Raw genomic sequence first — 25332 nt, forward strand, 5'->3', positions numbered from 1 at the left:
CGTCGCCCAACAACAGCTGTCTATAGCTCCTCGGCTTTTTCGCCTTTCTGTTTAAAGAAATCCCGTGAGGATTTGTTGACGATGTAGATGAGTAAAACCGAGGCTACACCGATGAGTATCCCAACGATGATCGAGAAGAGGAAATTGGCAAACATCGGGTCCGCTAAACCGATAACCGTGGATTCTTTAGTGTAATATGAGTAAATCACGTTGGCGGTGCTTTCAAGAATCCATCTAGACCACGCCACAGTCACAATCAACGCCACGTTCCGAAGCAGCCGCGAGTCCCTGTCAATGTAGAGCCGAATGCAGCGTCCCAGCAATACAATGATTATGCCCACTACCAAAAGATCCATGATGCCTTTGATGAAGTAGGTAGCGATGACGGGGGATATGGCGAGCCAACCTGCAAGATTCGCCGCGGGGGCAACGTTGATGTTTACGCTGGCTATGCCAAGATAAGCGCTGACAGCGACACAGAGGATGCCTGCGATGACGGTGTAGTTGGATATCTGCATGGGCAGCGGCGGCGGCTCGTAGTCTTTTGCCCAGTGATAGAAGTCGCGGGTGGCTTTATCGACGCCAAAGCCTTTGAGCAGCAGAAACCCACCGACCACGATGACTATGGCGATGCCGTACCAGAGGATGGCGCCTGGAATGTAAAAGTTAATGCCCCAAAGCACACCGAAAATCAAAACCAAAATCCCCGGCAACCCCAAAGCGATGCGGGCATAGCGGGGATTATCTACCAGCAGCCGAATGTACTTGGTGAAGACTGCAGCAGTTTCCTCGATGGATTCACTGTGCTTAATCACGATGCGACGCACCGAAGAAACGGGCACGCGGGATTCAACCAGTGGCAAAACCGCCTCATCCGAGAAGCCATCAGAAACCAATATGACCTCGTTGGCGCCGAAAGCCTCCTGCAGCTTATTAATTTCCCCGACGAGTTTGCGGTCCGCGCTCACCCCGCCTAAATCGGTGCCTGAGATGGTTGCCACCTCAAAGATTTCGTCGGGCTGCTTTTCTTTATCTAAGCGGTCGTAGAGCCGCACTGCCTCAAACATGGCGTTGGCGTCGGGTTCCTCGGGGTCTTTGAGGGCAAGGGAAACGGCGCCGTCGAGGTTGGCGCCTCGGCCAAGAAGCGGCGTTTTGACGGCTGCTTTGGCTTCTATATCGCCATCTCTGTCAACACATAAAATGAGGATGCGCTTTTGCGTCTGGGGCTGCGTTTCCCTTTTAGCCATCGAAATCTCTAACTCATTATTACAGGTTCTGAACTTTAAGCTTGCGTTTCTGCCTCGTCTTCATCTTCGTCTCCGAGCATCAACGCATACTCGTCCCAGTTGACTTTTTCTCCGCGGTTAAGTTTCTCGCGGGCTTCAGTGCCGATTTTCTCCTTCATGGCCTGCTCCTTCACTGCACGCTCAGCCTGCTCCGCTTTACGTTTCACTTCGTCCTCTTTGCGTCTGACATCGTCTTCTCTGCGGCGAGCCTGGTACTGCTCACGCATGCCAACGCGGATACCGGTGGATTGGGCGATTAAAACGCGGATTTGCTCGTAGGTCTGGTTGTTTTGTTCCTTGGCTTTGATGAAAGATTGGTGGAGGCTGTCGGCTTCGGCGCGGTCGCGTTTGATGGTTTCGATTTTCTCCATCATAACCGCGTGTAGGTCTTGGCTTTTTTTGGCAAGCTCAGTTAACTCTTTATGGTAAACGTCGGCTTGCTCATCGAAGACTTTGCGGTGCGCGATTAGTTCCTTGATTTTTTTGTGCTGGTTATCGATTTTTTTGTAGCCGCTGAGCTGGGTCTCTAGTTCCTTAACGTTCCCGATGAGGCGCTTTTCCTCCTGCAGATCCAAGGAGGTGGTGGCGATTTTCCATTCTATCGCTTCGAGTTCCTGCTTGAGGTCCCGTTGGCTGATGCGGGGCAGGTTCTTTTTTAGCGCCTCGATTTTCTCGTTTAAGGCGTTAACTTCATCCATGATGGGGGCTACGTTAACTCGGACTGCATCTCGCTGCGCCTTGAGCTCTTTAACCTTCTCGTTTAGAGCATCCCGCTCGACTTTAAGCTGATTGACTTCTTCACGGGTTTTACGAACCTTCTCGTGAAGCTGGTCTCTTTTCTCTATGAACTTTTTGATCTGTTCGTTAGTCTCTCGGGTATTCTCTTTAAGCTTATCGATCTGGACGTTGATGTTGCTTATTTGGCTGGGATTTTGTTTCTCGGTCAAACGTTAGCCTTCTAATTGGGAAGTTATTACTATGGTTGTTACACTCGAATTTATATTGGTTGCTTTTGTATGCTAAGTAAAACCCATAGTAACATGGTTTGCAGAGTCTATAAATCTTAAAATAGCTGCTCTAACCATGATTGGGGTGAAGTGGAAACATGACGTATAATTACGATGACCTGCTTAAACGCGCCTGCGAGCAGATGCCCGAGGTACAGGCTAAAAAAGAGCGGCTTGAGTTACCCCGCATAATGATTCAAACCGTCGGGATGCGTACAATTATCAACAACTTCAAGGAAATATCCGATGCTCTTGACCGTGACCCCCAGCACCTACTCAAGTTCCTCACCCGTGAGATGGCCACCGCTGCAACCTTCCATGATTCACGCGCCATTTTCCAAGGGAAATTCAGAGCCGACAGCTTTGAGCGTCTACTGCAAAGATACATGGAAGGCTATGTTGTCTGCCCCGTCTGCAAACGCCCAGACACCAAGATCGTCAAGGAGAAACGCCTTGCCTTTCTAGTCTGCAACGCCTGCGGCGCAAAATCCGCCATTAAACAGTTGTGAGCGAACCAACGATGGATGTGTACCTAAACGTCCGCAAGGTAGGCGAGAACGTGGTTTTAGCGGTTTGCGACTGTGACCTTCTGGGGCGGACGCTTCGGGAGGGCAAAATCGTTTTCCACATAAAAGAGGAATTCTACAAGGGACGCCAAGCAGACCTCGACGAGGCAGTGGGTTTGATAAGCAACTCCACCATCGTTAACCTCGTCGGCAAAGCCTGCGTGGAGGGCGCCATCGCCAAGGGCTATGTGCATCCTGACGCTGTGCTGGAAATCGAAGGCGTACCCCATGCGCAGATTGTTAAGCTTTAGCCAGCGCTTCAGGCTGGTTTATAATTAAGGCTTCGCTGAGGTTTAACTGGGGGTCTATTTTTTCAGAGATGTTTCCGCCTTTGAGGAGTATTTCTTTTGATTCAGCGCCATGGTTGAAGAGCAAATCAACGATGGACATGTTGGGCTGGAAGCCCTCATAGCGTTGCCTATACGTAGGATGCTCATAGCTGTGCCATTGAAGGGTAATTTTCGACGCCTCAAACTGTGCTTGGTCAACGTAGTTTCTTCCTCCTGACCCACAGAGGTAGGTGTCGGCGCCAAGAAAGCGGCACATCGAGACGAGTTTTTCGTTTTTTTCTTTGCCGCAATAGGGAAACTCTGAACTTCGCATCATCTTCGCTTTAATATCCAATAGTTCGGCAACAGCTTTTATAAGATGCAAATTTAGGCCGATTAGGAGTTCATGGTTAAAGGTTATGGCTTCTTTTATGATCGGGAAGTAATCTTTGAAGTAGGGTGTTTTCTTGTAGTTGTCGGTGAGTAATGCAAGCTGCCTGGTTTTCCATTGTTCACCCGCGATTTTGGTGTCTTTGATGGTTTGGGGGTGATTGTGGATGATGGGGACGGTGAGCCAATTCCATCCCCCTGTGGTTCGGATGCGGTTACGGTTGTGAAATCCTCCATGCTGGTATTGGGCGTCGTCGTAGATAACGTAGGTGTCGCATCGTGCAAGCTTATCAAAGAAGCCAAGCCACGGGATATACTCGGGTTGGTGAACGAAAACTATCATGCATACTCCTCAAAGCGAGAAGCTGCCTGTTCTTGCCGTTGCCTCAGCTTTTTATGCAAAGAATAGACTGGGATAGCGTGTTTCCAAGTAGGCTCGGCTACCTGAAAACATAAACTTTCAAAACAGTGCAGCCTCTAAAACAAAGAGGACATTTCACAATAATAAGCACTAGTTGCATAGAGGTGTAACTACAACACCTCCCTGCTTTAGGATGAAAGCGGCTTTTGAATGAAACTTTTCTGATGAATTCGGCGGTTTCAAGGGCCATTTGCATGTGCGGTAGTCGGCTAGTCTTATTTGCTCCATTCGCTGTTCGAGGTTTTTGGCTTTTTCTTTTGTTGTGCTGTATCGGGTTACTGAGACAAGAGAACCATAATTTAAATCGCGGCCAAAGCATGATCAAGCCGCATAGCTTATAGGGCAATTGGGTTAGCTTGAACGTGAAAACAGCGTTTTCTTCCTTTAGCCATAGGCGAATGCTGATTGTAGTTACAGACCTGTAGACACTACCCTTTATTACTTACCGCTAATACCAATTAGCAAGACTTCCCAGTGACCAAAAAAATCACCCATAAACTAACCATCCTTGCATCAATACTACTTCTGGCAACGATCCTCTCCAGCGTCGCCGCCAACAATCTGGATGCCCAACCAAACCCCCCGCATAACACCGGGGCCCAGCAAAGTCTGGGTTCATTAAATATTACTCAGCGTGAAATGACCGCGGAGGAGTTGGCGCAGTACCAGAGTAGCGTAGGAGAATACAATTCAACCGATAACTACAACCAGCCGGTTAATGGGTACGGTACAGGTCTGGCTCCGCCGACGCAGGAAGCATGGAGCAGCATCGCCGAGAACGCCTATGTGATCGAAAAGATATCTTCAGTTTATTCCGTGTCTCCTCAAGTAGATTTATCGAAGTCAGCTTTCTTCCCGCCTATTGGTAACCAAGGCTCACAGGGAAGCTGCACCGCTTTTGCCATCGGCTACTACTGCAAAACCTATCAGGAAGCAAAAGAGCATAACTGGAACCTGACTGCCGCCAAATGGACCGGTGGATACTATACTGGCAATATATCTCTGGCATATCAGGGCATGGTTATGAGCCCCGCGTTCGTCTACAACCTAATTAACAAAGGCCGCGATAAAGGCTCAAGTTTTGAGGATGCCGTAAACTTGGTCTGTAACGTGGGGATCAGTTCATGGCAGAAAATGCCCTATTACTTGCAGGATTATCAACGGTGGCCCTCGGAGTCAGCGTGGACTGAAGCTCCCCTATACCGCTCTAACAGCACCTATGGCAGCCATTACCTTTACGCTAACACCCCAACCGCTATTGAAAGCCTTAAGAACTGGTTATCCGCAGGCAACTTGGCAGTCATCGCAGTGGACGCCACAGATAACCTTTATACGCTAAAAACCAACTCGAACCTTGACCTAATAACAACAGATACCCTTATTTTAGGGGAATTAGACCATGCCGGCACCATAGTGGGCTACGACGACTCCTTCAACTATACCGAAGGAGGCGTGACGCATTATGGCGCCTTTAAAATCGCCAACAGCTGGGGCGTGGGAAGCTGGGAAGACGTTTCCGACGGCTGCTACTGGATATCCTACGATGCCATGATGGAACTCTCCGACATCGGCAACCCCGTTATACTTTTCCAGAATTTAGACAACTATCAGCCCCAGCTTCTTGTCGCATTCAAAATAACCCATGATAGCCGAAGTCAATGCACCATCACTTTGGGTCTTGGAGCCCCCGACGCCGCAGTTGCCTCAAAGAGCTTCAGCAGCTACATTCTCTCGGGCTCACAGGCCTTTCCGGATAGCAACATAGTGTTTGATATTACCGAATTTTTAGGTTACATGACAAGCCAATATAATCAAACTTTTTTCCTTACCGTGAAAGATTCCATAGCGCCCGGAAATGGAACCATAAACTATTTCGCAGTCGATAGCGTCCCTTCAAATCAAACCCCCGTCTCAATCCTTAATGGTCAATCAGTAAGCGTCACAGTAACTACTTCTCTAGCGGAGCCAACTCTGACTGTTTCGCCCTCTTCGGGTCCAGCCGGCGGAGACATCACGCTCATCGGCGAGGGCTTCGCAGGCAAAACCGTTAACATTTCCTATCTCAATCCCGTCAGTCAAAGCTGGGTATGCATCGACCCCGCCTTCTATGTTTCGTCAATGAACTTCAGCTTTGCCACCGCGGCGCCTGAAGTAAACCAAAACAACCCCGCAGGAGACGGCGCAGCCCAGTATGACAGCATCCTGTATCGGGTACAGGACACTGGCGACGGCAAAGCCTACAACAGCTCCACGCCCTACCAGATGTGGCGCAGGGGCCTGTTGCAGGTCGCCAACCAAACCGCCTCTGGGTTATTTGGCAACGGCACAGATTTCTCGACGGCGGTTTTTGTGGCGAATTCGCAATCCATAGATGTCTCGGGGGCATGGTTCACGCCGGGCTCGGTGACGTTGCTCTGGGACAGCGCCGTTATTGGAACGGCAACCGTGGACCAGACGGGTTGCTTTAGCACATCCGTTACCGTGCCCTCGACGGCGGCTGGTAAGCATCTGCTCTGGGTCAGCGACGGCGCCTCCAACGTATCCGCTGCGGTAACCCGTCTCCCCGTGGTTACCGACAACTACGTTGGCGGCTGGCACACAGAGGATTTCCCCATAATCGTAACCTCCGACTATGCTGCAGTACAAACATACTATAGGATTAACGATGGGGCAACCCGCAGCCTCGATGTGGATGGGCAGCCAATCATAAATAGCGAAGGCGCCAGCAACAAACTGGTGTACTGGAGCTTCTGGGACGTCTACGGCTCGGGTAACCGCACAATATGCAACGTGACCCTTACAGGTATAAAGCTCGATAAAACCGCGCCCTCAGCTACTCTTCTGATAAACGGCGGCGCAAGCCAAACCACCGTCACCAACGTAGCCTTAACCATAAACGCAACGGATTCTGCCTCCGGCGTTTTGGAGATGCGGTTTAGCAACGACGTCAACTTCAGCCAAACTTCTTGGGAGCCATACAACAGCAGCAGAACTTGGCAGTTAACAAGCGGCGAGGGCACAAAAACCGTTTATCTTCAGGTGCGCAACAACGCTTTTCAAACTACCTCCGTGAACACCTCCATTATCCTCCAAGCGCCAGATGCCTCAGCTTCACCGTCGCCCACATCTGCCCCCACACAGTCAACATCAACGGCAAATCCCACCCAATCTCCCACCACCAACCCAACCTCAGCTCCCACCGAATCCCAGCCTCCCCAGCCTACCCCTTCGATACCTGAATTCAATACGCTGCTCCTAGTTGCCCTTGGGGTACTGGTAGCCACAGGGATGCTTGTCATACTAAAAAAGCCTCTGTCCACCCCGCGGCTGCCCTAAACTGTAACCATCAACGAGGGCAGTTCGAAGTCTGGGCATGCGCAAGGTTTGTTGCCAAGCATCTGGCAGCTTGTACAACGAGCCATACATGGCATGTTTTGGAAAATCGCTACGCTATCAGACAAAGAAACACAAATCAAATCCAAAAAAACCGTCATAAGCTGCCCTGTAGTGCGCAAAACTGCCCGTTCCCATAAGATAATCAGGAACCCGCTGTTATGCTTTGTGAAGCCAGCCTCTTCCGCCCTTCTTTGGCTGCTGAACCACCCGTTTAGGCTGGTCGTAGCTGCGCGTGTAGGTTTGCTGGCGCTTCTGAGAGGTGATTTCGGTTTTGACGAATTTGGTCCATCCGCCCTGACTGGGGTTTGGCTGGATGTATCGATCGGGGTTCTCGACCATGTGTTCTTCGAGGATTTCTTTAAAGTTAAGCGGTTTAAAATCGCGGGATGCATGAATGACGGTGCCTCGTTCCACACGCAGAACCTCGTAGTCCTGTTTGGAGATGTCTTCGGCTTTAACGCGGTCGTTTAGGCGGTCGCTCCAAAGCTGCTTCCACTCTACCTTGATTTCTTCAACCAGCTTCTTTTGTGCCCTAACTTTGCTTTCAGTGTCGTTCACTGGGCCTGTGGCTGATTTATCGGTGGTCTGCAAACTCCTCTTTCCCTCTCTCGCTTCTCTTTCCTATTATTTTCCCTGATATTTAACTCTATTAACCTAAACCCTGCAAAGCCCAAGGGGGCTTAGCCTGAACCGGAAACCTTGATATCTAAACTAAAGTTTTCCAGCGCGCCAGTGTCCGATGAGGCATGCAAAGTAAACGTGGCTGTCACAGTTGCGCCCGGCGCCAAGACTTCGCCTTCCCGGTTCCACGAAAACGACAGAACCGAATCTGCGCCAGATGGGCTCCACGATGAGGCTGAAGCACTCAACTTCAACGTGGAGGTGCCTGTGTTCTTAACAAAGACCGAACGCGAAACCGAACCGCCTGCAACAATTTCCCCCCAATCGATGCTTGCGCATCTAGTCGTGGCTAAAGCATCCGAGTAAACTCCGATGTTCACGGTGCCCGACACCCCTCCCCCGCTGTCTCCATCGCTCACCCCGCCTCCCCCGCCGCCATTTTTGATGGATCCGGAGGCATCGATGGTTTGCTGCGAAATCAAAACGCCTGCCGTGACCGCGCTAAACAGGATTCCGACTGCTACCGCTGCTATAAGGGGGGCTAAAAGTTTCCGTTTAGTTGTCATTGTGCTCAAACAAATGCTATAGTGCATATTAATAAATAAGACATACTTATAATTCAGACCGCCAACTGTACAACAACAATACACAAACCCTATTTTGCTGCCTGCTAAACACCAACACCCTTCGGGTGCTGAAGGCAAAAGCAGCCGCCGACATTGTCCCCGGCAATGAAGACTGGACAACGCAATGCTTCAATCCAAAAATGGGGATAAAGAATTGTGTAAATAAGTTCTGCAACTGTACGCAGATGCAATGTGTTATTTGGGGGGTTTGTCCCAGAGTTCCAGTTTTTCTTTTTTGAGTTCAGTGCGTTTACGTTGCAGGTACTTGTAGACTGTATGGTGCTGGCAGCCCTCCACTATCATCTGCACCGCGTTGCGGGCGATGTCGGCTTGTTCAAAGCTGCCTATGATGCCTACGGTGTGGCCGTATACCACCACGTCGGCTTCGCTGAGCTCCTCGATGAGCTTGCGGGTTTTCCCGTCGGCGCCGATGATTCTGCCTTTGATGCGTTTTATGTCTGATTCGCTTCGTCCAAAAATCAAGCGCAAATCCACCATGTCAAATATGTCTTCTTCGTTGCGGATGAGGCGAAAAGCGGTTTCAGGGGCAAAGCCGCGTCCGATGGCGGTCACGATGTCTTTGCTGCGTAGCAGAATGGAGGGGTCAGCGGCGTTCTCATTGAGGATGATGGTGATGCTGCCTTCCGTGTCTATGGTAAGCTTCACTGGTAGTGTGTTTTCTATATACTGTTTTGTTTTGCCGTCGGGACCTATCAGTATGCCAACGCGCTCTTTAGGAATTCTCACAAACATGTCTGGACCAGGCATTATTTACCAACAACCAACTTGTATAATTCTTCATCTGGAATAACATCTACGTTTTGGCGACTAAAGAATCTATTCACGTTCATCAGGTCTCGCTTCAACATAAAATCCGCCAAGGGATGTTGAATGGAAACGGATTGCGAAACATCAAAAACCACGGGTTTACCCTTCCAAATCATGATATTGTATTCGCTCAAATCGCCGTGGACGAGCTTAGCTTTTTGATAGAGCCGCTTAAGAAAAATTACGATTGCTTTGTAAACTTTCTCGGCGTCCTCGGGCGCCTGCTCTTTTAACGAAGGCGCACTTACCCCTTTTTCCCCGATGAACTCCATAATTACAACATTGCTTTTAACGGCTATGGGCTTTGGAACCCGCACCTTTGCCGCGTATGCTTCCCCTAAATTGCGGAATTCTTTCTGCGCCCAGACAGCAATCAACGAGCGGGTATCATGTTTAACGTCTTTGAAGCGGGGGTCGCCTTCGATGTATTTGTGCATGCCCCGCTTGAACTCAGCTGAAGAGGTTAAATAAATCTTTACTGCTAAATCAACGCCTTCTTTGGTGGTGCCCCAGTACACCCGTGCCTCCTTCCCTGAACTGACGACGCCGTTGAGTTCGTATAATATGCCACTGTTCATTAAATCAAAAACCACCATTCGAGTGGCATGGTCAAAGACTTCTTCGACGGTGGCGCGTTCGTCGGCTCGGTTATGGATGAGCATTTTGTCGCGGCGCTCCACAAATTTTTCGCGGTGATTAAGGCGTTCTCGGGCTTTATGGGACATAACAGTCAACCATGCATACTCGTCAGTGGGCTATTAAAAGCAATCGAAGAGCGCTAAACTTTGCATTTCCGCATCGGTTTCGTTGGAGGGTCCTGAATCAAGCGGCGCTAATTCTTCAGTTCTACCCACATTATTTTTTGCTTCTTCTGGCGTTGCCTTCTCTGCCTATATGGCAAGTAGGCGCTAAAGCCTAGCAGAAATGCGCCCGCAAACACCTGAACAGCCATCCATACGTCGAACATAGCCCCCCATTTTGCGGGATAGGCTTATCTATTTTTCGCATCAACAGTTAAAATCTGCCCCGCTGCACAAAGGTTTATCTCACTGCATGTACCTTTGATGTGAAATTGCAGGCGGACAAACCTGTCCGTTGGGATGTGGCCGAAAGGCTGAACCGCAAACAAACACAATCGGAGAAAACATAAATGGCATACAAATACATCGCCGAAGAATGGGCATCGCCCGAGAAAAGCTTCGTCGAAGAACTCATGCGCCAACGCCTAGTACAATGGCGCAAGCAACCATCTACCCTTAGAATAGAAAACCCCACCCGCCTAGACAAGGCACGTAAACTCGGCTACAAAGCCAAACAGGGCTTTGTCGTTGCACGAACCAAGGTGCGCCGAGGAGGCTTACGTAAGATTCGCCCCAGATCTGGACGACGCCCCAAACGTATGGGTGTGGCTAAATTTAAACCGGCGAAAAGCCTCCGTTTAATCGCGGAAGAACGCACCGCTAAGAAATTCCCTAACCTAGAAGTGCTCAACAGCTACTGGGTAGGCGAAGATGGACGTCACAAGTGGTTTGAAGTTATCCTTGTTGACCCTAACGCGCCCACCATCAAGACTGACAAGGACATCAGTTGGATAACCCAGAAGCAGCATACAAGCCGCGTGTTCCGCAGCTTAACCAGTGCGGGCAAGAACATCCGTGGCTTACACCATAAAGGTGCAGGCGCCGAGAAGATGCGACCCAGCCACCGCAGAGGTGCAAGGAAGCATGGCGGCGTAAAGTTACAGCGCAAGGGAGACGGACCGTATTAATGCACCACATAAAAGCATCTATACAAAAGCCTAATGGCAAACAGAAACCCGGCAAGGGCTTCAGCGTAAATGAGCTCAAAGCAGCGGGCGTAAGCAGGCAGCAGGCAAAACAGGCCAAGCTACCTGTTGACTTGCGCCGCAAGAGCCAGCATGACGTAAACGTGGAAGCCATCAAAGCCCACGCCAAAAAGGCATAGTGAAGCCTCCTCTTCCCCAATTATTTTCTTTTGTTTATTTGTTTTCGCTGTTTTCCATGGATGATTTCTCAAGGCGCAGCTGTTTTTTCCTAAAACCCCATTCAATTAGGCAGCGGATACTTCTCAGTCAGCTAAGGGAAAAACCGTTTTTGAAACTTATCTTTTTATAGCCGATACGTGGCTATTGCCGCGATAACCTTGACTTACCGCTCCAAAGACAACTGCGGCGCAAGCCCCCAATATAACTCAAGTGGCAGCGTGGATGCTGCGCCCCAAATTACAGTCTCATCTTTGGATGCGCCTAAACCTAAGGGCTCCCGCAAAAAAGCCGCTGCTGCAAAAACCGCTGAGAAACCGGTGCTGTGCGAGTTTGATTCTGGCGCTATAAATAGAGGGGGGGTAGAGAGCCGGCAAGCAACAGAGCAGTCAAACAGTAAGCACAAGTATTTTCTATCCCAAACTGACCCCTTCAACATAAAAGGGCAGGTGCAAACAAGCAACTACGCGTCTTACCAGCGATTTAGGCTTAACCTTGAGGCGCTGCAAATAAAGCAAACCCGCAAAATCGACCGCCTAATCGCGTTAGATGCTATCCGAACAAAACTAACCCCCTACAATTTCCAGATGAAAACTGCCCTGCAGGTAAGTAGCGAAATGAACGCCAACGCCATACTCGCCGACGAAGTGGGGCTTGGCAAAACCATCGAGGCAGGACTCATCATCAAAGAGCTGCTGCTGCGCGAAGAAATCAACTCCATACTGATTGTGTCACCTAAAAGCCTGCTTTACCAGTGGAAATCGGAGATGGCAGAAAAATTCGGCGAAGCCTTCGCCATAGCCAACAACCCCCAAGAACGCGTGGATTTCGAGTGCGACGACAGAATTATCTGTTCGCATAATCTTTTGGCAAGAAAATTCGAAAAGATCGCGGGTCGAACCTGGGATTTGGTGGTGGTGGATGAGGCGCATGCGTTTAGGAACACGCATAGCAAGGGCAGGGCTTGCCTGGGTAATTTGCGGAAAAATCATCTGTTGCTGCTCACCGCCACGCCGCTGTGTAACCGCCTCAGTGACCTCTACAGCATCGTGGATTTGATTCAACCGGGCATCTTGGGCAGTGAACGCGCCTTTATCTCACGCTTTGCTGAGGATTCCAGGTGCCGTGTTGTGCGGCAAGATGAAGCAGCTTATCTGCGTCAGATTCTGCGGGATGTAATGTGCCGTACACGCCGGGAACAAACAGGTATCCCCTTCACCAAACGCATCGTAGAATCCCGAACGCTTGAAGCGAACCTGGAAGAGCGAGAATTCATCGATGAAGCCACCCAGTACCTGCGTGACGTAAGCCAAAACCGCTTCAAAACCATCGAGGCCTTAATCGCCGAAAATCCCTCCCGCAAATTCACCGCCTCGCAGAGCAACGCAATCCTTGTTTTCCAGGCAATAACCCTCCAGCAGTCCTTCTCCAGCTCACCGGATGCCTCTATAGAATCGCTGACTCGCCGACAGCAACGTTTTCCAATGGAGAAAGACGCCACAGACAAACTCCTTGAGATGGCAAAAAAAGTGCGCAGCGCAAAAATGGAACTGCTGAGAAGCGTTCTTCGGGACGCCCCAAAGGAGCAGGCGCTGATTTTCTGCCTCCGCAAAGTCACTGCCCGCAAAATAAAGGAGCTACTCGACGCCGAGTTTGGGCGCGCGGCGGTTTATTTAGGCGACATGAATCAGGCCGAGAGGGAAACGGTGATTGAGCAGTTTAAAAGCGGCGAGGTCCGCTATCTTGTCGCCACCGACGCAGCCGCGGAGGGCTTGAACTTGCAGAATTGCGCTGTCATGTTCAATTACGATTTGCATTGGAACCCCATGAAAATCGAGCAGCGCATCGGCCGCATCCACCGCTTCAAGCAGGACCGCGACGTCACCGTCTTTAACCTCTGCGTCAAAGACACCATCGACGACTATGTCCTGCATATCCTCTACCAGAAAATCGATTTGTTCACCATGACTGTGGGCAAAATGGAAACGGTGCTGGCGGAGCTCAAGGAAGGTTCACAGGACATCCAGAAAACCATCGGGGAAATTCTGCTGCGAAGCAGCAGCCGCTTAGATATCAAAAAGGAACTTGAGAAACTTGCCGCTGACCTGAATGTGTCGCGGGAAACTGAGGAGTTAGCTGAGAAATTCACAGAGGGGGTTATTGATTGAGCGCGAAGGCCGCTGACCCGCAGATACGTCGCCTCATCGGAGCCTACGTGGAAGCTAAAAAAGGTACAGTAACCGAGCAGTCAAACCAGACCCTTAAAGCATATTACCCCAACAGCGACACCTCCGAAGAATACACCTACAACCCCGCCCTAGCAAAAGAGAAAAAAATCCCCCTAATCGCACCCGGCAGCCCAACTTTTCAGCGGATAATGCATGAGTGCCTCACCCAAGGCATACTCTGCCAGGTCGCGGTTAAGCCTAAGCCTGATTTTGAGGCGTTTCTTAGGCGACGCTTCAGAGAGGGCGCTTTTGCCTGCGTTGACTGCGAAAAGGTGCATGTCGGCGGCGGAGTGGTGAACGTCTGCGTTAAGCCTTCACCCTGTTATCACCGAGTAAACAACGCTAAAATCGCCTCTATAGATGCGGTTAAAAAGGAACCTGCACGGTACTACCAGTTCTATTTCTCAATTATCCTCCAAAACAAGCTGCGACCAAAAAGCGAAGAAATCCTGACTTTGCTGCTTGACGAAAAATACAACGTTATAGCAGTCGGGGATTTCGGCGACAAGAATCCACTGGATGATGAGGCTTTAGCGGCTGAAGATGTCAAGGTCAAGCTCAGAGCGGATGTCTTTGAAAAACTCAAGGCGACGGCTGATGAACACATCGCGGGTCTTTTGCGCAGCAAACTGGTGCTCTATGATTTTCAACTTGTCAGGGATAAGAAGGCTAAGCTGCGGAGCTACGAAAAACGTCTCAAGCGGGAACGCCGCGAACAAGTGATTTCCAAGAAGCTGGCGCTGGATTTTGATCCTTTGAAGTGGCAGGCTAACTGTGAAGCGCTGCTGCAGCGGGAGGAAGAATCCTACCTCACCCATGTCACCGTCAAGTTCCTAAACTTGCTTGTAATCAACACCTCCAAAGTCAAGTTCGAAGTCACCCTCGACAACCACGCAACCATACAGTCCACGATAACCCCCGGAGTTAACCATGACATAGAAGTCGCTTGCCCGGTTTGCAAAAAACCCTTTGCGGAAGGCTTTGCCACCGAAGATGGTCTTTATGTATGCGGAGGATGCATCCGCCAATCTGTCGATACAGCCAAAATCTACTCCAAAAAGGCTTCGTTGGCGATGGATGAGACCATCCGTGAGTTCTTTGAATCGGATTCGGGTTTCGTTTGCTCGGTCTGCGGAAAAAAACACAGCCGCCTCCTCGAATTCAAATGCAGCCACGATAACTCCAGCGTATGCATCAACCACTATGACGTATGCGATGTCTGCGGAGCGGTCTTCTCTAAACTTAACCTCACCCCAACCGACGAGTTCCGCCGCCTGCTCTGTCCAAAACACGCCAAAAACAAGAAGGAGACCGCTTAACTTGACCTATGTAAAGCTTAATGGGTTAATCGAAGAGATTTTGACGCGTTACCCCGACATTGACATCGGAGAATTTTTGCAGGATAACCTGCAGCTTCCGCCCTTTAAAGCTGAAGCGTTAGCTGCCCGAATAGAAAAACAAATCTGCCCCCAAACCAGCCAAACCCCAAAGCTGACCCGAAACCTCCTGCAGAAACCCATCGACACACAGGCGCCTGCCGCGGGCTGCGACTACGCGGTTGATTCCCTCTCACCGGGGGAATTTGAGCGCTTCATCCGCTGGCTCTTAGAGACGCTGGGTTACTGCATCGAAGCTGAATCGTTTCCTGCTACATCAGGCATGGATTTAGTTGCTGACAAAGACGGCACACGCGTGGCGGTTATGGCGCGCAGATACCCCCGAAACCTCGAGGTAACCGATGCAATCATCTTAAATGCCAACGACGAAAAACGCATCTACCAATGCAGCAAAACCCTAGTCATAGCCACCGCATCCTTCACCTCCCAAGCCGCGCTTGACGCCCAAAACGGCGACATAGAGCTCTGGGACCTAGCCGCCCTCGCCGAAAAGATAGCACAGGCAGCCCAAAACGCCCAAGATAACCCGCAGTTCAGCTTTCCGCCCTTCAACGGTTCACTTCTGCAAAGCCTCCGCAAACTGGGGGAAACCAAAACCTTCCGCATCGAGTCACGTGGCCCAGAAAAATATGATTTGTACTTGCCGGGCGTGAGGTATCCGCTTTTAACCTTCCAAGTTTCTGAGGGCGCTGTGTCGAGCTGTGTTTTTCGAATTCGCTACAATGAGCCAGTGGTGGAATCCGCCGGTGAAGTGTTGATTGGCGGCGTCGGCGACGGCAGGGTGGAGCCCGATGAGGCTGATGCTTACGCTTTAATCGTTGAGTACCTTGAACACTTCATCAACTAAGCGTTTTTTTGACCCAAAAAACAAAACTTCTAAATGGTTGAGAAATAGAAGTAACAGCAGAAAGGGAACTTTATGGAGAAAACCGTTGACGCTGCCAAATCAATCGGCTACATAGATATCCGTGTCTTTGCACACGCAACCGAAAACCACGAGAAGGTCCAAGCAGCCACCAGAAACCTTTTTCCTGAAAAACTCCAAGAAACCCTGCTCTTCCAGAAAACCGCCTTAACTGGGCACTACTCCAACCCCATTACCCTCTTCACCGCCAAACTCACAGACCGCAGCCTGTTACCCTCTGCACTGGACAAGCTTGGCCAAGGCCTAAGTGTTCTTGACCGTGAGCAGCTTGCCGAGGAGATTAAGCTGCATCTGGAAAAGGGCAACCTGTACCTGCGTTTTGATAAGCAAGCTGCCTATTTAGGCTCAATAAAGTTTACCCAAACCGACCCCATTCACCTAAAAATCCACTTCAAGGACAAGACCGCTGAGCAAATCACTCAAATAGCAAAACAAGCTGGGTTGCTGCCATGACCCGCATCTTCGCGGATTTGCACCTCAACGTCAACCCAGCGGACGTAAACCTTACAACGCAGGCTATCCAAAAGGCTGCAAAGCTGGGTTACCGCGCCGTCAGCATATGCTTCACTGGGCAACCTAACGATGCTCAAGCTCAAGCCTTGAAAGCCGCCTGCACCCAATCTGGCCTCGACTATGTTTCGCGTCTGGACTGCAAGCCCCGTAACCAAGAGGACCTGATGCGTTTTCTTCGTAAGTTCCGCCGCAAAGTCGAAGTTATCGGTGTAATCTGCGACCAGAAAGAGGTTGCAAGGCAAGCCGCCAAGGACCACCGCGTTGACCTCCTTAACTTCCCCAGCCTCGATTACCATAAGCGCTTCTTTGACCGAGCCGAAGCTGAACTTGCCAGCTGCTCCCAAGCCTCGCTGGAAGTGACAACTAAATCGCTGCTTGTCCTGGAGGGTCCTGCCCGGGTGAGGTTTCTGTCGAGTTTACGCCGGGAAGTTGCGCTTGCCCGGGAATTTCATGTGCCCGTGGTGGTTTCAAGCGGCGCTGGGGAACTTCGGTATATGCGTATGCCCCGTGACTTGGCGAGTCTAGCCTACCTGTTTGGCATGGATGAGTCTGAGGCGCTTGACGCTGTTTCCTCTGCTCCAATGGCGATTGTGGATCGTAACAGGGCAAAGTTAAGCTCCGGTTTTGTTGCTCCTGGGATAAGTCTTGTCAGGGAGGGCAACGCTGTTTGAAGCGGGCTAAGCGGCGCTATTTAGCGGTGCAGCTTGAATGCGACGGGTTGCCTAGTGAACGCGAGTTTATGGATGCGGTTTGGGATTCGGTGACTGATCTCTTTGGGGAAGTGGGTGCGAGTTTAACTGGGCTGGCGTTGATTGAGGTTGATGTGGAGCGTAAGGTGTTTGTGCTTCGCACTTCTCTTGTGTCTTTGCCGTCGGTGCGGGCTTCTCTATCCGCGGTGACTTCTGTGGCTGGGGCTGGGGCATCGCTGCATGTTTTGGCTGTTTCGGGGACGCTTAAGGCGCTTTTCTCCAACTTTTAATTTTTGCTATGTAAAGGTTATATTTACATTGTGACAATACAGACCGGAGTTAAGTCACATATTCTATTGGACAATCTTACAAAAGTATTGCAGAAACGTTTATCAACATCATGTAAGCGTTAGTTAGCGTTGCAAAAACGCGTTGGGAGAAACGCAAAAACAAGACAGAGAAGAGCATAAAATGGACATAAGCGAATACTTCTTCAAAATGCCCCCTCTGAAAACAGAGGCCCTAATAGACGACACCACCCTTCGAGACGGCTTACAAATGCCCGGCTTAGCCGCAGCACCTAAAGACGCAGCCAAAATCGCGCAGCTGCTAAGCGAAGTCGGCGTTGAACGCATCGAACTATTCCACTACCAGGAACCAGACAAAAAAGCCGCTAAACTCATCAGCGACCTCAACTTGAACCTGCGGGTCGCCGGTTGGTGCCGAGCAGTCAAAGAAGACATCGATAGCGCCGTAAAATGCGGGTTCAAAGAAGTCGGCATCTCTCATCCCGTATCAGACATACACTTCAAAGCTAAATGGCCAGAAAAAACCCGCGAGCAAATACTCGCCAACGTCGTGGACGTAACCGAGTACGCGGCTAAAACCTGTGGCCTGCGTACCTTTGTCCATGGGGAAGACAGCACCCGTGCTGACTGGGCCTTTGAATGCGACTTCATCAACGCCATCGCTGATGCAGGCGCGGAATGCTACCGAATCTGCGACACCGTCGGCATCGGCTTATCTGACCCCGCTGCGCCCCTGCCCCACGGTATCCCCGCGAAGGTTCTGGCGATAAAGAAGCAAACCCGCATAGGCGCCATAGAGGTGCATGCCCACGACGACTTTGGCAACGCCGTCGAAAACACGATGGCAGCGATCAAGGCGGCTTCGGGTGTGTGGGATAAAATCTACGCCAGCACCACCTATCTGGGCATTGGCGAGCGCGCTGGGAACGCGGAGACCGAAAAAGTCATCCTTAACCTTTACCTGCACTATGGCGACAGAAAGTTCGAGGGCAAAACCCAAAAGCTCAAGGCAGCCGCTGACTACATTGGCAAAGCCACGGGGTTTGTGGTTCCGCCTAACAAGGCAATCGTGGGCGACTACGGGTTTGCGCATGAAAGCGGCATTCACACCCATGGCGTCCTCAACGACCCCTGGACCTATGAGCCTTATCCACCCGAGCTTGTCGGCAACATTCGCCGCTTAACCATAGGCAAGCAGTCTGGCAAGGGCATAATTAAACATAAAATCGCTGAGCTTGCAGGCAGCCAACCAAGCGACGAAACCGTGGCAGCGGTGGTGGAGCGCGTTAAAGCAATCTATGCCAACGGTCGTCGTGCCTCGCTTAAGGATGAGGAGTTCAAGAAGATCCTGAGGCTCCAGGGCGTTCTGCCGGAGACCAACGGTTGCCGCTGAGAAGCGAAAAAGAAAATAACCTATCCCTTCTTTTTTAGGGGCTGGGAAGCTCTATGGTGGATATTTCCTTAATCGTGATTGTCAGCAACACGCTGGTTGTTTTCGCTACTTTCGTAGCTACGCTTTATCGTATAAAGATTGAACGTGACCAAGTCCGGACGTTTAAAGAAAACGTGAATTCCAACCAGTGCCTAGACTTTTTTCGCAAATATGTTCGGGCAGAGAGGTCAGCGATTTTAAAGATGGATAAGGCTGAACTGGAGAATTTTATAGATTACCTAGAGAAGCTCGGCGAAAAGTAGCCTTGGCTTTTTCTGTTGCCTCCAGCGTTACCCTGTTGTGCCGTAGCCGCTCACAGTCACCTTCGCGCCACTTGAGCCAGATGCTGTTTTTGCGTCGACGATGATTGCCCAAACGATGCTCTGTGAGGGAAACAGGCTCTGCATTTCATCGTCGCTAAGCCACATTGAGGTGCTGTTGGTGAAGGTTTTGGTGAGCGGCGCCGAGAGGACGTTGTCGATGTATTCGATGCGTATTCGCACCACCACCGATTCGCCGTTTTGGAGGTTGCCGCTGACGGTTATTTTTGGTTTGAAGCTGTGGACGTTGCAGGCGTAGGTTTCTATGGTTGCGTTTTTGCCGAATTGTCCGCTGGTGCCCACTGGCACGTTGGTGCTTTCAAGGTTAAAGACGCTGCCGGCGCCGCTGACCCAGACAGCATAGGGATTATGCACCCGCGCGGTCCAGTTGCCAAGAAAACTCACGCCGTCATCTATGATGGGGGCTCCTTCGCATGATTCGCCCAGATCGATGGCGAAGATGTCCACGGGGTTATCGGTGAAGGATTCAAAGACCACGCCCAAGAGCAGCGTCTGCTTCATGGTGCCGTCTACGCGCATCGCAACTTGGTTGGTGTGGGGTCCTTCGCCTAGCCAGAAGCGTACGTTCTGGATTTGGCTGTCGGAGAATTCTGCGAGTTCCTCAACTTTTATGCCTACGGCGTTGTCTTGGAGGTTAAAGGAGCATCGTGTGATGGTTGAGCTGGCATAGGAGCCTGTGGCGTTTTCTCCTTCGGGAGTGCGGAAAGCGACGCCTTGGGTGCAGTTGATGAATTGGCAGTTTTCGATTTTGTTGTATTCGCTCCATGTGTTGGTGTTGGCGAATTCCAGCCCCACGCTGCAGTTGATGAATTTCGTGTCAGAAATGGTGGTGGCGAACGAGTTTTCCACGTGCACGGAGCCGCTGATGAGGGTTAAACCCGAAATCTGCATGTACTGCGAGGCGGTGTAGTCATCGCCACCAACCACGATTCGGTGGCCATTGCCGTAAATGACTGCGCCGTCGCCACAGATTTTGGCGTTAAGCTTGTTTGTGACATAGATGTCGCTTGTGAACTGGTAGGTTCCTGAGTTAAGGTAGATGGATTTGCCTTCCCTGAGCGCCGAGTTTAGAGTGTCTGAGGCGCTTTGGGTTTGCTGGGACACATAGCCTGTGAGCATGTTTTTGAGTTTGTAGCCATCGCCATCTGGGGAGAGCACAAAGTCGTAGTTCACCACGCTGGTTATCATGGATGTGCGGGTTCCCTCCAGAATAAGGTAGGTGTTTAGGATGGTGAGGACAAGCACTGCTGCCACGACGATGGTGAGAGCGCGTTTGGAGTAGATTTTTTTTAGGGTTTGCTTCATAGGGGCAGCTCAGAGGGTTTGCTAGCCATGGTGTTAGGCAACGTTAATTAAATTTGTTGAAAAAAACCATTTTGCCTTTGGGGCGGCATGGTTGCTGGCGGGTTTGGGTTGTCGCTGTTGCTCTGCCGCGTCTACCCCCCCTCTATTTATAGGCTCAACGGGTGGGGGTGTGTTTGGTTGGGTGTCTGCGTTTGCTGTGTGGTTTTGGGTTTTTGTGGGCGTTTGTTTTGTTTTTTGTTTTTCTGTTGGTTGGTTGCCGCGGGCTTGTTTTGGGTTTGTGCTTTGGTTGTTGGGTTTTTTTGTTGTTTTGGGGCAAGTTTAAATATCGCTAGTGATATCGTTGGTGATAATCAAATGTGATATCGATATTGATATCGGAATTGATATTAATGAACGACCAAGAAAAACAAGACCTAAACGAACTCAAACACCAAATGCGCGCACAAAAACACCTCATGTTCCACCGCCGCAACTGGCTCCGCCACAACGCCATGGTCCCCAAAGGCTTCCTACGCTACCACGTCCTAGAAGCCCTCAGCGACAAACCCATGTCAGGCAGCGAACTCATGGAAGAAATCCAGAAACGCGCCGGCGGACACTGGAAACCCAGCCCCGGCTCCATCTACCCCCTGCTCGCATGGCTCCAAGACAACAGATACATAGCTGAATTGCCCCATGAAAACGGGCTTAAACGCTACCAGCTAACCGCAAGCGGCAAAGAATTCTTCGAGGAACAAAGCAAAGCACGCGAAAAATTCCGCGAAGACGCCGGCTTTATGGCTTACCCCTTCTTTGGCCGCTCCTTAGGAAAGATACCTGAAGAGAAAACCAACGAGATTCGCCAATCCATGAAGCGGCTGCTTGTAGCCTCGCTTAAGCTGGGCAAAACCTTCAAGGAAAACTACTCTGAGCAGGACCTTAACGAAGCCCTCAAAACCCTAAATGAAGCCTCCGACAAGCTCGAGGCACTCAACGCAAAGCGGCAGGGCGAGAAAGCATGAGCCAAAACCGCAGCGAAGACGTCATTGTAGTTGAGGGCTTAACTAAGGTCTTCAACGGCAACCTCACCGCAGTTGACCACATAGACTTCAGTGTGAAGCGGGGCGAAATCTTTGGTTTTCTGGGCCCCAACGGCGCGGGCAAAACCACCACCATCAAGATGCTAATCACGGTGCTTAGGCCCACTGAGGGAAAAGCCTCGATTCTAGGCGGTGACATCGCTAAGCAAAGCATGGCGGTGCGCTCAGGCATAGGTGTGGTTCCCCAAGAATACACCGCCGACGAGGATTTGACTGCTATGGAGAATATTTTGCTTTGCGCTGACCTCTACGGTATCCCCCGCGCTGTCTCCAAGAAGCGCTCGCTTGACCTGCTTAACCTTGTCGAGTTGACGGCTTTTAAGGATAAGCGTGTTCAAACCTTTTCGGGTGGTATGCGTAGGCGGCTGGAGCTGGCATGCGGCTTAATCAACCGCCCCAAAGTGCTCTTCCTCGACGAGCCAACCTTGGGTTTGGATGTTCAGACCAGAGCCGCCACATGGAATTATGTGAAGATGCTCAAGAAGGAATTCGGCATGACCTTGTTTCTCACCACCCACTACCTTGAAGAGGCAGATGCCCTCTGCGACCGCATCGCCATCATTGACCACGGCAAAATCGTTGTGGTGGGAAGCCCCAGCGAGCTTAAAGACAGCTTAGGCGGAGACATAATCACGCTCTCTATACAGAAAGAACAAGAAGACATTACTGAGTTCATCGGCAAAGTGGAGCATGTTAAAGAGGTTAAACGGGAAAACGGCAGCTACACCATCACTTCAAGCAACGGAGAATTAACCGCGCCGCTTATCATCGAAGCACTCAGAAAAAGCGGACATGTAGTCACCAAGCTGGCGTTGGCAAAGCCCAGTTTAAACGAGGTCTACATGCAGTACACAGGCAAATCTATGCGCGACGAGGAGTCACATGAAGGAGTTATGTCTCAGCGGATAGCTATGCGGAGGGCACACCGATGAGCCAAGCTAATGAAACACAGGTTTCCACCAGCCGCTTCCATGGGCTTTGGGCGCTCACTAACCGGGAACTTAAGAAATGGTATCAGCAGCCCTTCGTCTTTGCCATGGGGATAATTCAGCCGGTTCTCTGGCTGGCTCTTTTAGGCAAAGCCATGAACCTGAGCTCCATGATACCCACCAGCATCCCCGGGGTAAGCTCCGATGCAATCATGATGGCGACGTTTGGCACCACCGACTACTTCAGCTTTATGGCTATGGGGATGGTGGCGTTCACCACTGTCTTCACAACCGCCTTCACGGGCATGTCGGTTGTGTGGGATAAACGATTGGGCTTCATGAACAAGGTGCTCAGTACACCCGTCTCGCGCTCCTCGATTATCCTCTCCAAGGTGTTCTCGGCTAGCATACGCGCCATATTCCAAGCAGGCATCGTTGCACTCGTCGCCTTCGCGTTGGGGCTTGTAACAGGCACCAACTTTGCATGGTGGAGCATACTGGGTGTCTTCGCGATTGTGTTCCTCATAAGCGTTGGGTTATCCTCGATGTTCACTGCTCTGACGCTGCGTGCCACCCGAATGGAGATGCCTCAGGCGCTCTTCCAGCTGATCACGTTGCCCTTGATGTTTGCCAGCAGCGCCTACTTCCCCATCGACAAGATGCCAGGGTGGCTCCAGGCCATAGCCAGCGTCAACCCCATCAGCTACACCATCGACGCAGTCAGACGCCTGATGATCTTCAGCGACGGATATGGTCCGCTGGTGCTGGATTTCGCTTTCGTCGGCGTATTCGCCGCCGTCGTCACCGTCATCTGCGTAGTGCTCTCTTGGCGCTACCTCAACAAGTAAGGCACCCCTCCCCTTTTTTGGGTATTCACCTTTTTTGTTTCACTTTTTGGCTGCTTTGTGGTTGCTGATGCATAGAGGTTTTAAGGGGGAAGCGCCATTAACCCCACGGTGTTCTAACTGAAGCGGCTCTACCCTGACCAGCCAATCGTAGGCGTCGGCATAGTCATCCTAAAAGATGGAGAAATCGCCCTGATTAAACGGGGCAATCAGCCGGCGCTGGGCAAATGGACAGTTCCGGGTGGGCTTGTCGAGCTAGGCGAGTCGCTGGAGGATGCAGCGATCAGGGAAGCAAAAGAGGAAACCTGCCTCATCGTGGAGAAGCCTCGTCTGCTGGGGGTAGTGGATCAAATCGACCGCGATGAAGACGGCAAAATCAAGTACCACTACGTCATCATAGACTATCTTGTGCGGGTGGTCAGCGGGAACATTGCGGCGGCAAGCGACGCAGCAGAACTGCGCTGGGTGACGCTATCCGAAGTGGAAAATTATGATTTGACTGCATCTTTTAGACGGTTCTTTAGGCAGAACCGAAAGAGCTTGGCTGAAGTCAGTTCTTTTTAGGTGCTTTAGGCAGGTCTTCGTGATGTTGGTTTATTTTCTCTAAAACTCTTTTCGCGGATTCGTACGTTGTGCTCACAAGAGCAGGGCCCTCGTAAGGGTCATTTTGTCTATTCGCATAATTGGTTACTGTTTTTAGAAGGTCAGGGTAAAGTTTAACCAACTCGTAGGCGACATTAATTTTTCGGTCCCAGAGCGCAGAGTAAAGCCGCGCTAATGGCTCTGAGCCGCCGCGTATCCTTTTTTCTGCAGTTTCTCGCTTTCCAGCATCCCAATCCTTTATGCTAAACATGCTTTCAATCGCAAAATCTTCTATGGCAGCGTTATATTTCATAACGTTCCGCTGAATAACACTTGTCACTTCCAGCGCAAACTCGGAGACCGCGGCATTGGAATCTATAGTGAAAGCTTTTAATTTTTTGATGGCGGAATCGCCATTTTTAGATAAAACGGCTCCTGCGGCTTCGTATAAAGCATTTTTATTTTTAAAGCTTAAGGGGTCTTTTCTCAACGTTGCAATAACGGCATCCACCGCGTATTCAGCTCCTAGGCTTTCTATCAAAAAAGACGTCTCCTGAATGCTTGTCGAAGCTTTCATTAAATCCCATATGTCCTCAGTCGCGGTGGAGAGCCCTATTTTGCTTAATATTTCAATGATGCCGTTGCGGACGGATGGGGACTTTTCAATTTTTAAGGTCGCTATTAATCTATTCAGGGTGTACCCGCCATCAATGTTAGACAATGCCTCAGACGCGCTTTTGCGTACGACCCAGTCGGAGTCTTGGAGCACCCCAATCAGGTCATCTACTGCGCGGTTGCCCCCGATTTTCCCCAGCGCCGCCGCTGCATTCATGCGGACGTAGGGGTCGGGGTCTTTTAGGGTAACCCGAAGTTTATCTGCAACCAAGTTACCGCCGATTGTGCTTAGTGCATCTCGAGCAGCAAATCGCACGGATGAATCTTCATGTTTGAGGGCATTAATCAAGCCATCTGCAGCGTGTTCATCGCCCATTTTGCCTAACACATGGGCAGCCTTTACACGCCTCTCAGGGAGCTTGCTGTTGTTAAGGATAAAGAGTACTCCGTCAGCCGAACCCGCAACCGATAGCGCGTTAATTGCCTCAGGTGTGTCACTCTTTCCCAACGATAGGGCAGCTGCTTTGCGAACGGATTCTTCAGAGTCAACAAGCGCTGCTACTAAGCCATCAAAAGAGTGCTCGCCGCCGATTTCTCCGAGAGCTGCGGCAGCTGATTCTCGAACTTTAAAATCGTCCCTGTAGGTTAAGGCTTTAAGTAAACCCTTTACGTCGCTTTTTAAAAGTAATTTTTCTACATCTGGCTTTTTAGAACCAAATAAGGGCATGATTG

26 protein-coding genes are annotated in these 25332 nt (G+C 50.7%); 17 read left to right on the forward strand and 9 right to left on the reverse strand.

The genetic code is table 11. From position 1 onward, the window contains the following. Positions 1 to 20 precede the first annotated feature (20 nt). Together NWE93_03595 and NWE93_03600 are read right to left on the reverse strand one after the other, a co-directional pair. Entirely contained in the window at positions 21 to 1247 is a 1227-nt protein-coding gene (locus tag NWE93_03595) for a DUF373 family protein (GenBank protein MCW3999303.1), read from the reverse strand. A 35-nt stretch (positions 1248 to 1282) separates the two neighbouring features. Then, the gene (locus tag NWE93_03600) at positions 1283 to 2233 is read right to left on the reverse strand and encodes a hypothetical protein (protein ID MCW3999304.1); all 951 of its coding nucleotides are present in this window, start codon (positions 2231 to 2233) and stop codon (positions 1283 to 1285) included. Positions 2234 to 2391: 158 nt separating this feature from the next. Here NWE93_03600 and NWE93_03605 point away from each other — a divergent pair, with 158 nt between their 5' ends. Both NWE93_03605 and NWE93_03610 read left to right on the forward strand, forming a co-directional pair. Continuing rightward, complete coding sequence (locus NWE93_03605; GenBank protein ID MCW3999305.1) at positions 2392 to 2802, forward strand: translation initiation factor IF-2 subunit beta; 411 nt, start codon at positions 2392 to 2394, stop codon at positions 2800 to 2802. After that, positions 2799 to 3110: a DUF424 family protein gene (locus NWE93_03610; GenBank protein ID MCW3999306.1), complete on the forward strand. Its 312-nt coding sequence runs from the start codon at positions 2799 to 2801 to the stop codon at positions 3108 to 3110. Before NWE93_03605 ends, NWE93_03610 begins: the two co-directional genes overlap by 4 nt. Here NWE93_03610 and NWE93_03615 read toward each other — a convergent pair. After that, the gene (locus tag NWE93_03615; protein MCW3999307.1) at positions 3100 to 3861 is read right to left on the reverse strand and encodes a WbqC family protein; all 762 of its coding nucleotides are present in this window, start codon (positions 3859 to 3861) and stop codon (positions 3100 to 3102) included. The two genes, NWE93_03610 and NWE93_03615, sit on opposite strands and share 11 nt — an antisense overlap. A 552-nt stretch (positions 3862 to 4413) precedes the next feature. On the opposite strand from NWE93_03615, the gene NWE93_03620 reads away from it, so the two are divergent. Then, a complete protein-coding gene (locus NWE93_03620; GenBank protein MCW3999308.1) occupies positions 4414 to 7275 on the forward strand; it encodes a hypothetical protein in 2862 nt (953 codons plus the stop codon). A gap of 216 nt (positions 7276 to 7491) precedes the next feature. Here NWE93_03620 and NWE93_03625 read toward each other — a convergent pair whose 3' ends face one another. The 4 genes from NWE93_03625 to NWE93_03640 form a co-directional block, all read right to left on the reverse strand. Beyond that, a complete protein-coding gene (locus tag NWE93_03625; protein ID MCW3999309.1) occupies positions 7492 to 7926 on the reverse strand; it encodes a hypothetical protein in 435 nt (144 codons plus the stop codon). 89 nt (positions 7927 to 8015) lie between these two features. Then, entirely contained in the window at positions 8016 to 8531 is a 516-nt protein-coding gene (locus tag NWE93_03630; GenBank protein MCW3999310.1) for a hypothetical protein, read from the reverse strand. 246 nt (positions 8532 to 8777) lie between these two features. Continuing rightward, positions 8778 to 9350 carry a KH domain-containing protein gene (locus NWE93_03635; protein MCW3999311.1) on the reverse strand — a complete coding sequence of 191 codons (573 nt, stop codon included), beginning with the start codon at positions 9348 to 9350 and terminating at the stop codon, positions 8778 to 8780. Next, positions 9350 to 10135 (reverse strand): serine protein kinase RIO, encoded by a 786-nt coding sequence (locus NWE93_03640; GenBank protein ID MCW3999312.1) that lies wholly within the window; start codon positions 10133 to 10135, stop codon positions 9350 to 9352. Before NWE93_03640 ends, NWE93_03635 begins: the two co-directional genes overlap by 1 nt. Before the next feature lie 425 nt (positions 10136 to 10560). On the opposite strand from NWE93_03640, the gene NWE93_03645 reads away from it, so the two are divergent. From NWE93_03645 to NWE93_03690, 10 genes are all read left to right on the forward strand, one after another. Continuing rightward, complete coding sequence (locus tag NWE93_03645; protein MCW3999313.1) at positions 10561 to 11178, forward strand: 50S ribosomal protein L15e; 618 nt, start codon at positions 10561 to 10563, stop codon at positions 11176 to 11178. Next, entirely contained in the window at positions 11178 to 11375 is a 198-nt protein-coding gene (locus NWE93_03650) for a ribosomal protein L13e (GenBank protein MCW3999314.1), read from the forward strand. Before NWE93_03645 ends, NWE93_03650 begins: the two co-directional genes overlap by 1 nt. Positions 11376 to 11552: 177 nt before the next feature. Further along, positions 11553 to 13580, forward strand: coding sequence for a DEAD/DEAH box helicase (locus NWE93_03655; GenBank protein MCW3999315.1), 2028 nt, complete (start codon positions 11553 to 11555; stop codon positions 13578 to 13580). Further along, positions 13577 to 14959, forward strand: a complete 1383-nt coding sequence (locus NWE93_03660) for a hypothetical protein (protein ID MCW3999316.1) — start codon at positions 13577 to 13579, stop codon at positions 14957 to 14959. Before NWE93_03655 ends, NWE93_03660 begins: the two co-directional genes overlap by 4 nt. A gap of 1 nt (position 14960) precedes the next feature. Beyond that, positions 14961 to 15884, forward strand: a complete 924-nt coding sequence (locus tag NWE93_03665) for a restriction endonuclease (protein ID MCW3999317.1) — start codon at positions 14961 to 14963, stop codon at positions 15882 to 15884. A 72-nt stretch (positions 15885 to 15956) separates the two neighbouring features. Further along, positions 15957 to 16415, forward strand: coding sequence for a hypothetical protein (locus NWE93_03670; protein MCW3999318.1), 459 nt, complete (start codon positions 15957 to 15959; stop codon positions 16413 to 16415). Beyond that, positions 16412 to 17146: a hypothetical protein gene (locus tag NWE93_03675; GenBank protein MCW3999319.1), complete on the forward strand. Its 735-nt coding sequence runs from the start codon at positions 16412 to 16414 to the stop codon at positions 17144 to 17146. The genes NWE93_03670 and NWE93_03675 overlap by 4 nt, the downstream gene beginning before the upstream one ends. Further along, positions 17143 to 17454, forward strand: a complete 312-nt coding sequence (locus tag NWE93_03680) for an Rpp14/Pop5 family protein (GenBank protein MCW3999320.1) — start codon at positions 17143 to 17145, stop codon at positions 17452 to 17454. Before NWE93_03675 ends, NWE93_03680 begins: the two co-directional genes overlap by 4 nt. 181 nt (positions 17455 to 17635) lie before the next feature. Further along, positions 17636 to 18865 carry a hypothetical protein gene (locus NWE93_03685; GenBank protein MCW3999321.1) on the forward strand — a complete coding sequence of 410 codons (1230 nt, stop codon included), beginning with the start codon at positions 17636 to 17638 and terminating at the stop codon, positions 18863 to 18865. Positions 18866 to 18918: 53 nt separating this feature from the next. Next, complete coding sequence (locus NWE93_03690; protein MCW3999322.1) at positions 18919 to 19167, forward strand: hypothetical protein; 249 nt, start codon at positions 18919 to 18921, stop codon at positions 19165 to 19167. A 27-nt stretch (positions 19168 to 19194) separates the two neighbouring features. Here the strand turns inward: NWE93_03690 and NWE93_03695 are convergent, their stop codons facing one another. Beyond that, complete coding sequence (locus tag NWE93_03695) at positions 19195 to 20550, reverse strand: hypothetical protein (protein ID MCW3999323.1); 1356 nt, start codon at positions 20548 to 20550, stop codon at positions 19195 to 19197. 389 nt (positions 20551 to 20939) lie between these two features. On the opposite strand from NWE93_03695, the gene NWE93_03700 reads away from it, so the two are divergent. From NWE93_03700 to NWE93_03715, 4 genes are all read left to right on the forward strand, one after another. Then, positions 20940 to 21551 carry a PadR family transcriptional regulator gene (locus NWE93_03700; GenBank protein MCW3999324.1) on the forward strand — a complete coding sequence of 204 codons (612 nt, stop codon included), beginning with the start codon at positions 20940 to 20942 and terminating at the stop codon, positions 21549 to 21551. Then, complete coding sequence (locus NWE93_03705; GenBank protein MCW3999325.1) at positions 21548 to 22561, forward strand: ATP-binding cassette domain-containing protein; 1014 nt, start codon at positions 21548 to 21550, stop codon at positions 22559 to 22561. The genes NWE93_03700 and NWE93_03705 overlap by 4 nt, the downstream gene beginning before the upstream one ends. Continuing rightward, positions 22558 to 23406, forward strand: coding sequence for an ABC transporter permease (locus NWE93_03710; protein ID MCW3999326.1), 849 nt, complete (start codon positions 22558 to 22560; stop codon positions 23404 to 23406). The genes NWE93_03705 and NWE93_03710 overlap by 4 nt, the downstream gene beginning before the upstream one ends. Before the next feature lie 159 nt (positions 23407 to 23565). Next, entirely contained in the window at positions 23566 to 23967 is a 402-nt protein-coding gene (locus NWE93_03715) for an NUDIX hydrolase (protein MCW3999327.1), read from the forward strand. On the opposite strand, the gene NWE93_03720 is transcribed toward NWE93_03715, so the two are convergent. Then, the gene (locus tag NWE93_03720) at positions 23954 to 25327 is read right to left on the reverse strand and encodes a HEAT repeat domain-containing protein (GenBank protein MCW3999328.1); all 1374 of its coding nucleotides are present in this window, start codon (positions 25325 to 25327) and stop codon (positions 23954 to 23956) included. The two genes, NWE93_03715 and NWE93_03720, sit on opposite strands and share 14 nt — an antisense overlap. Between the last annotated feature and the right edge of the window lie 5 nt (positions 25328 to 25332).

Source organism: Candidatus Bathyarchaeota archaeon, assembly GCA_026014735.1.
Lineage (GTDB): Archaea > Thermoproteota > Bathyarchaeia > Bathyarchaeales > Bathycorpusculaceae > Bathycorpusculum.

What these genes read in the sequence shown, in the direction of transcription:
- NWE93_03595 (MCW3999303.1), bottom strand. Translation starts at nt 1,247, where the DNA reads ATGGCTAAAAGGGAAACGCAGCCCCAGACGCAAAAGCGCATCCTCATT.
- NWE93_03605 (MCW3999305.1), top strand. Translation starts at nt 2,392, where the DNA reads ATGACGTATAATTACGATGACCTGCTTAAACGCGCCTGCGAGCAGATG.
- NWE93_03615 (MCW3999307.1), bottom strand. Translation starts at nt 3,861, where the DNA reads ATGATAGTTTTCGTTCACCAACCCGAGTATATCCCGTGGCTTGGCTTC.
- NWE93_03635 (MCW3999311.1), bottom strand. Translation starts at nt 9,350, where the DNA reads ATGCCTGGTCCAGACATGTTTGTGAGAATTCCTAAAGAGCGCGTTGGC.
- NWE93_03640 (MCW3999312.1), bottom strand. Translation starts at nt 10,135, where the DNA reads ATGTCCCATAAAGCCCGAGAACGCCTTAATCACCGCGAAAAATTTGTG.
- NWE93_03645 (MCW3999313.1), top strand. Translation starts at nt 10,561, where the DNA reads ATGGCATACAAATACATCGCCGAAGAATGGGCATCGCCCGAGAAAAGC.
- NWE93_03650 (MCW3999314.1), top strand. Translation starts at nt 11,178, where the DNA reads ATGCACCACATAAAAGCATCTATACAAAAGCCTAATGGCAAACAGAAA.
- NWE93_03670 (MCW3999318.1), top strand. Translation starts at nt 15,957, where the DNA reads ATGGAGAAAACCGTTGACGCTGCCAAATCAATCGGCTACATAGATATC.
- NWE93_03675 (MCW3999319.1), top strand. Translation starts at nt 16,412, where the DNA reads ATGACCCGCATCTTCGCGGATTTGCACCTCAACGTCAACCCAGCGGAC.
- NWE93_03685 (MCW3999321.1), top strand. Translation starts at nt 17,636, where the DNA reads ATGGACATAAGCGAATACTTCTTCAAAATGCCCCCTCTGAAAACAGAG.
- NWE93_03690 (MCW3999322.1), top strand. Translation starts at nt 18,919, where the DNA reads ATGGTGGATATTTCCTTAATCGTGATTGTCAGCAACACGCTGGTTGTT.
- NWE93_03695 (MCW3999323.1), bottom strand. Translation starts at nt 20,550, where the DNA reads ATGAAGCAAACCCTAAAAAAAATCTACTCCAAACGCGCTCTCACCATC.
- NWE93_03700 (MCW3999324.1), top strand. Translation starts at nt 20,940, where the DNA reads ATGAACGACCAAGAAAAACAAGACCTAAACGAACTCAAACACCAAATG.
- NWE93_03705 (MCW3999325.1), top strand. Translation starts at nt 21,548, where the DNA reads ATGAGCCAAAACCGCAGCGAAGACGTCATTGTAGTTGAGGGCTTAACT.
- NWE93_03710 (MCW3999326.1), top strand. Translation starts at nt 22,558, where the DNA reads ATGAGCCAAGCTAATGAAACACAGGTTTCCACCAGCCGCTTCCATGGG.
- NWE93_03720 (MCW3999328.1), bottom strand. Translation starts at nt 25,327, where the DNA reads ATGCCCTTATTTGGTTCTAAAAAGCCAGATGTAGAAAAATTACTTTTA.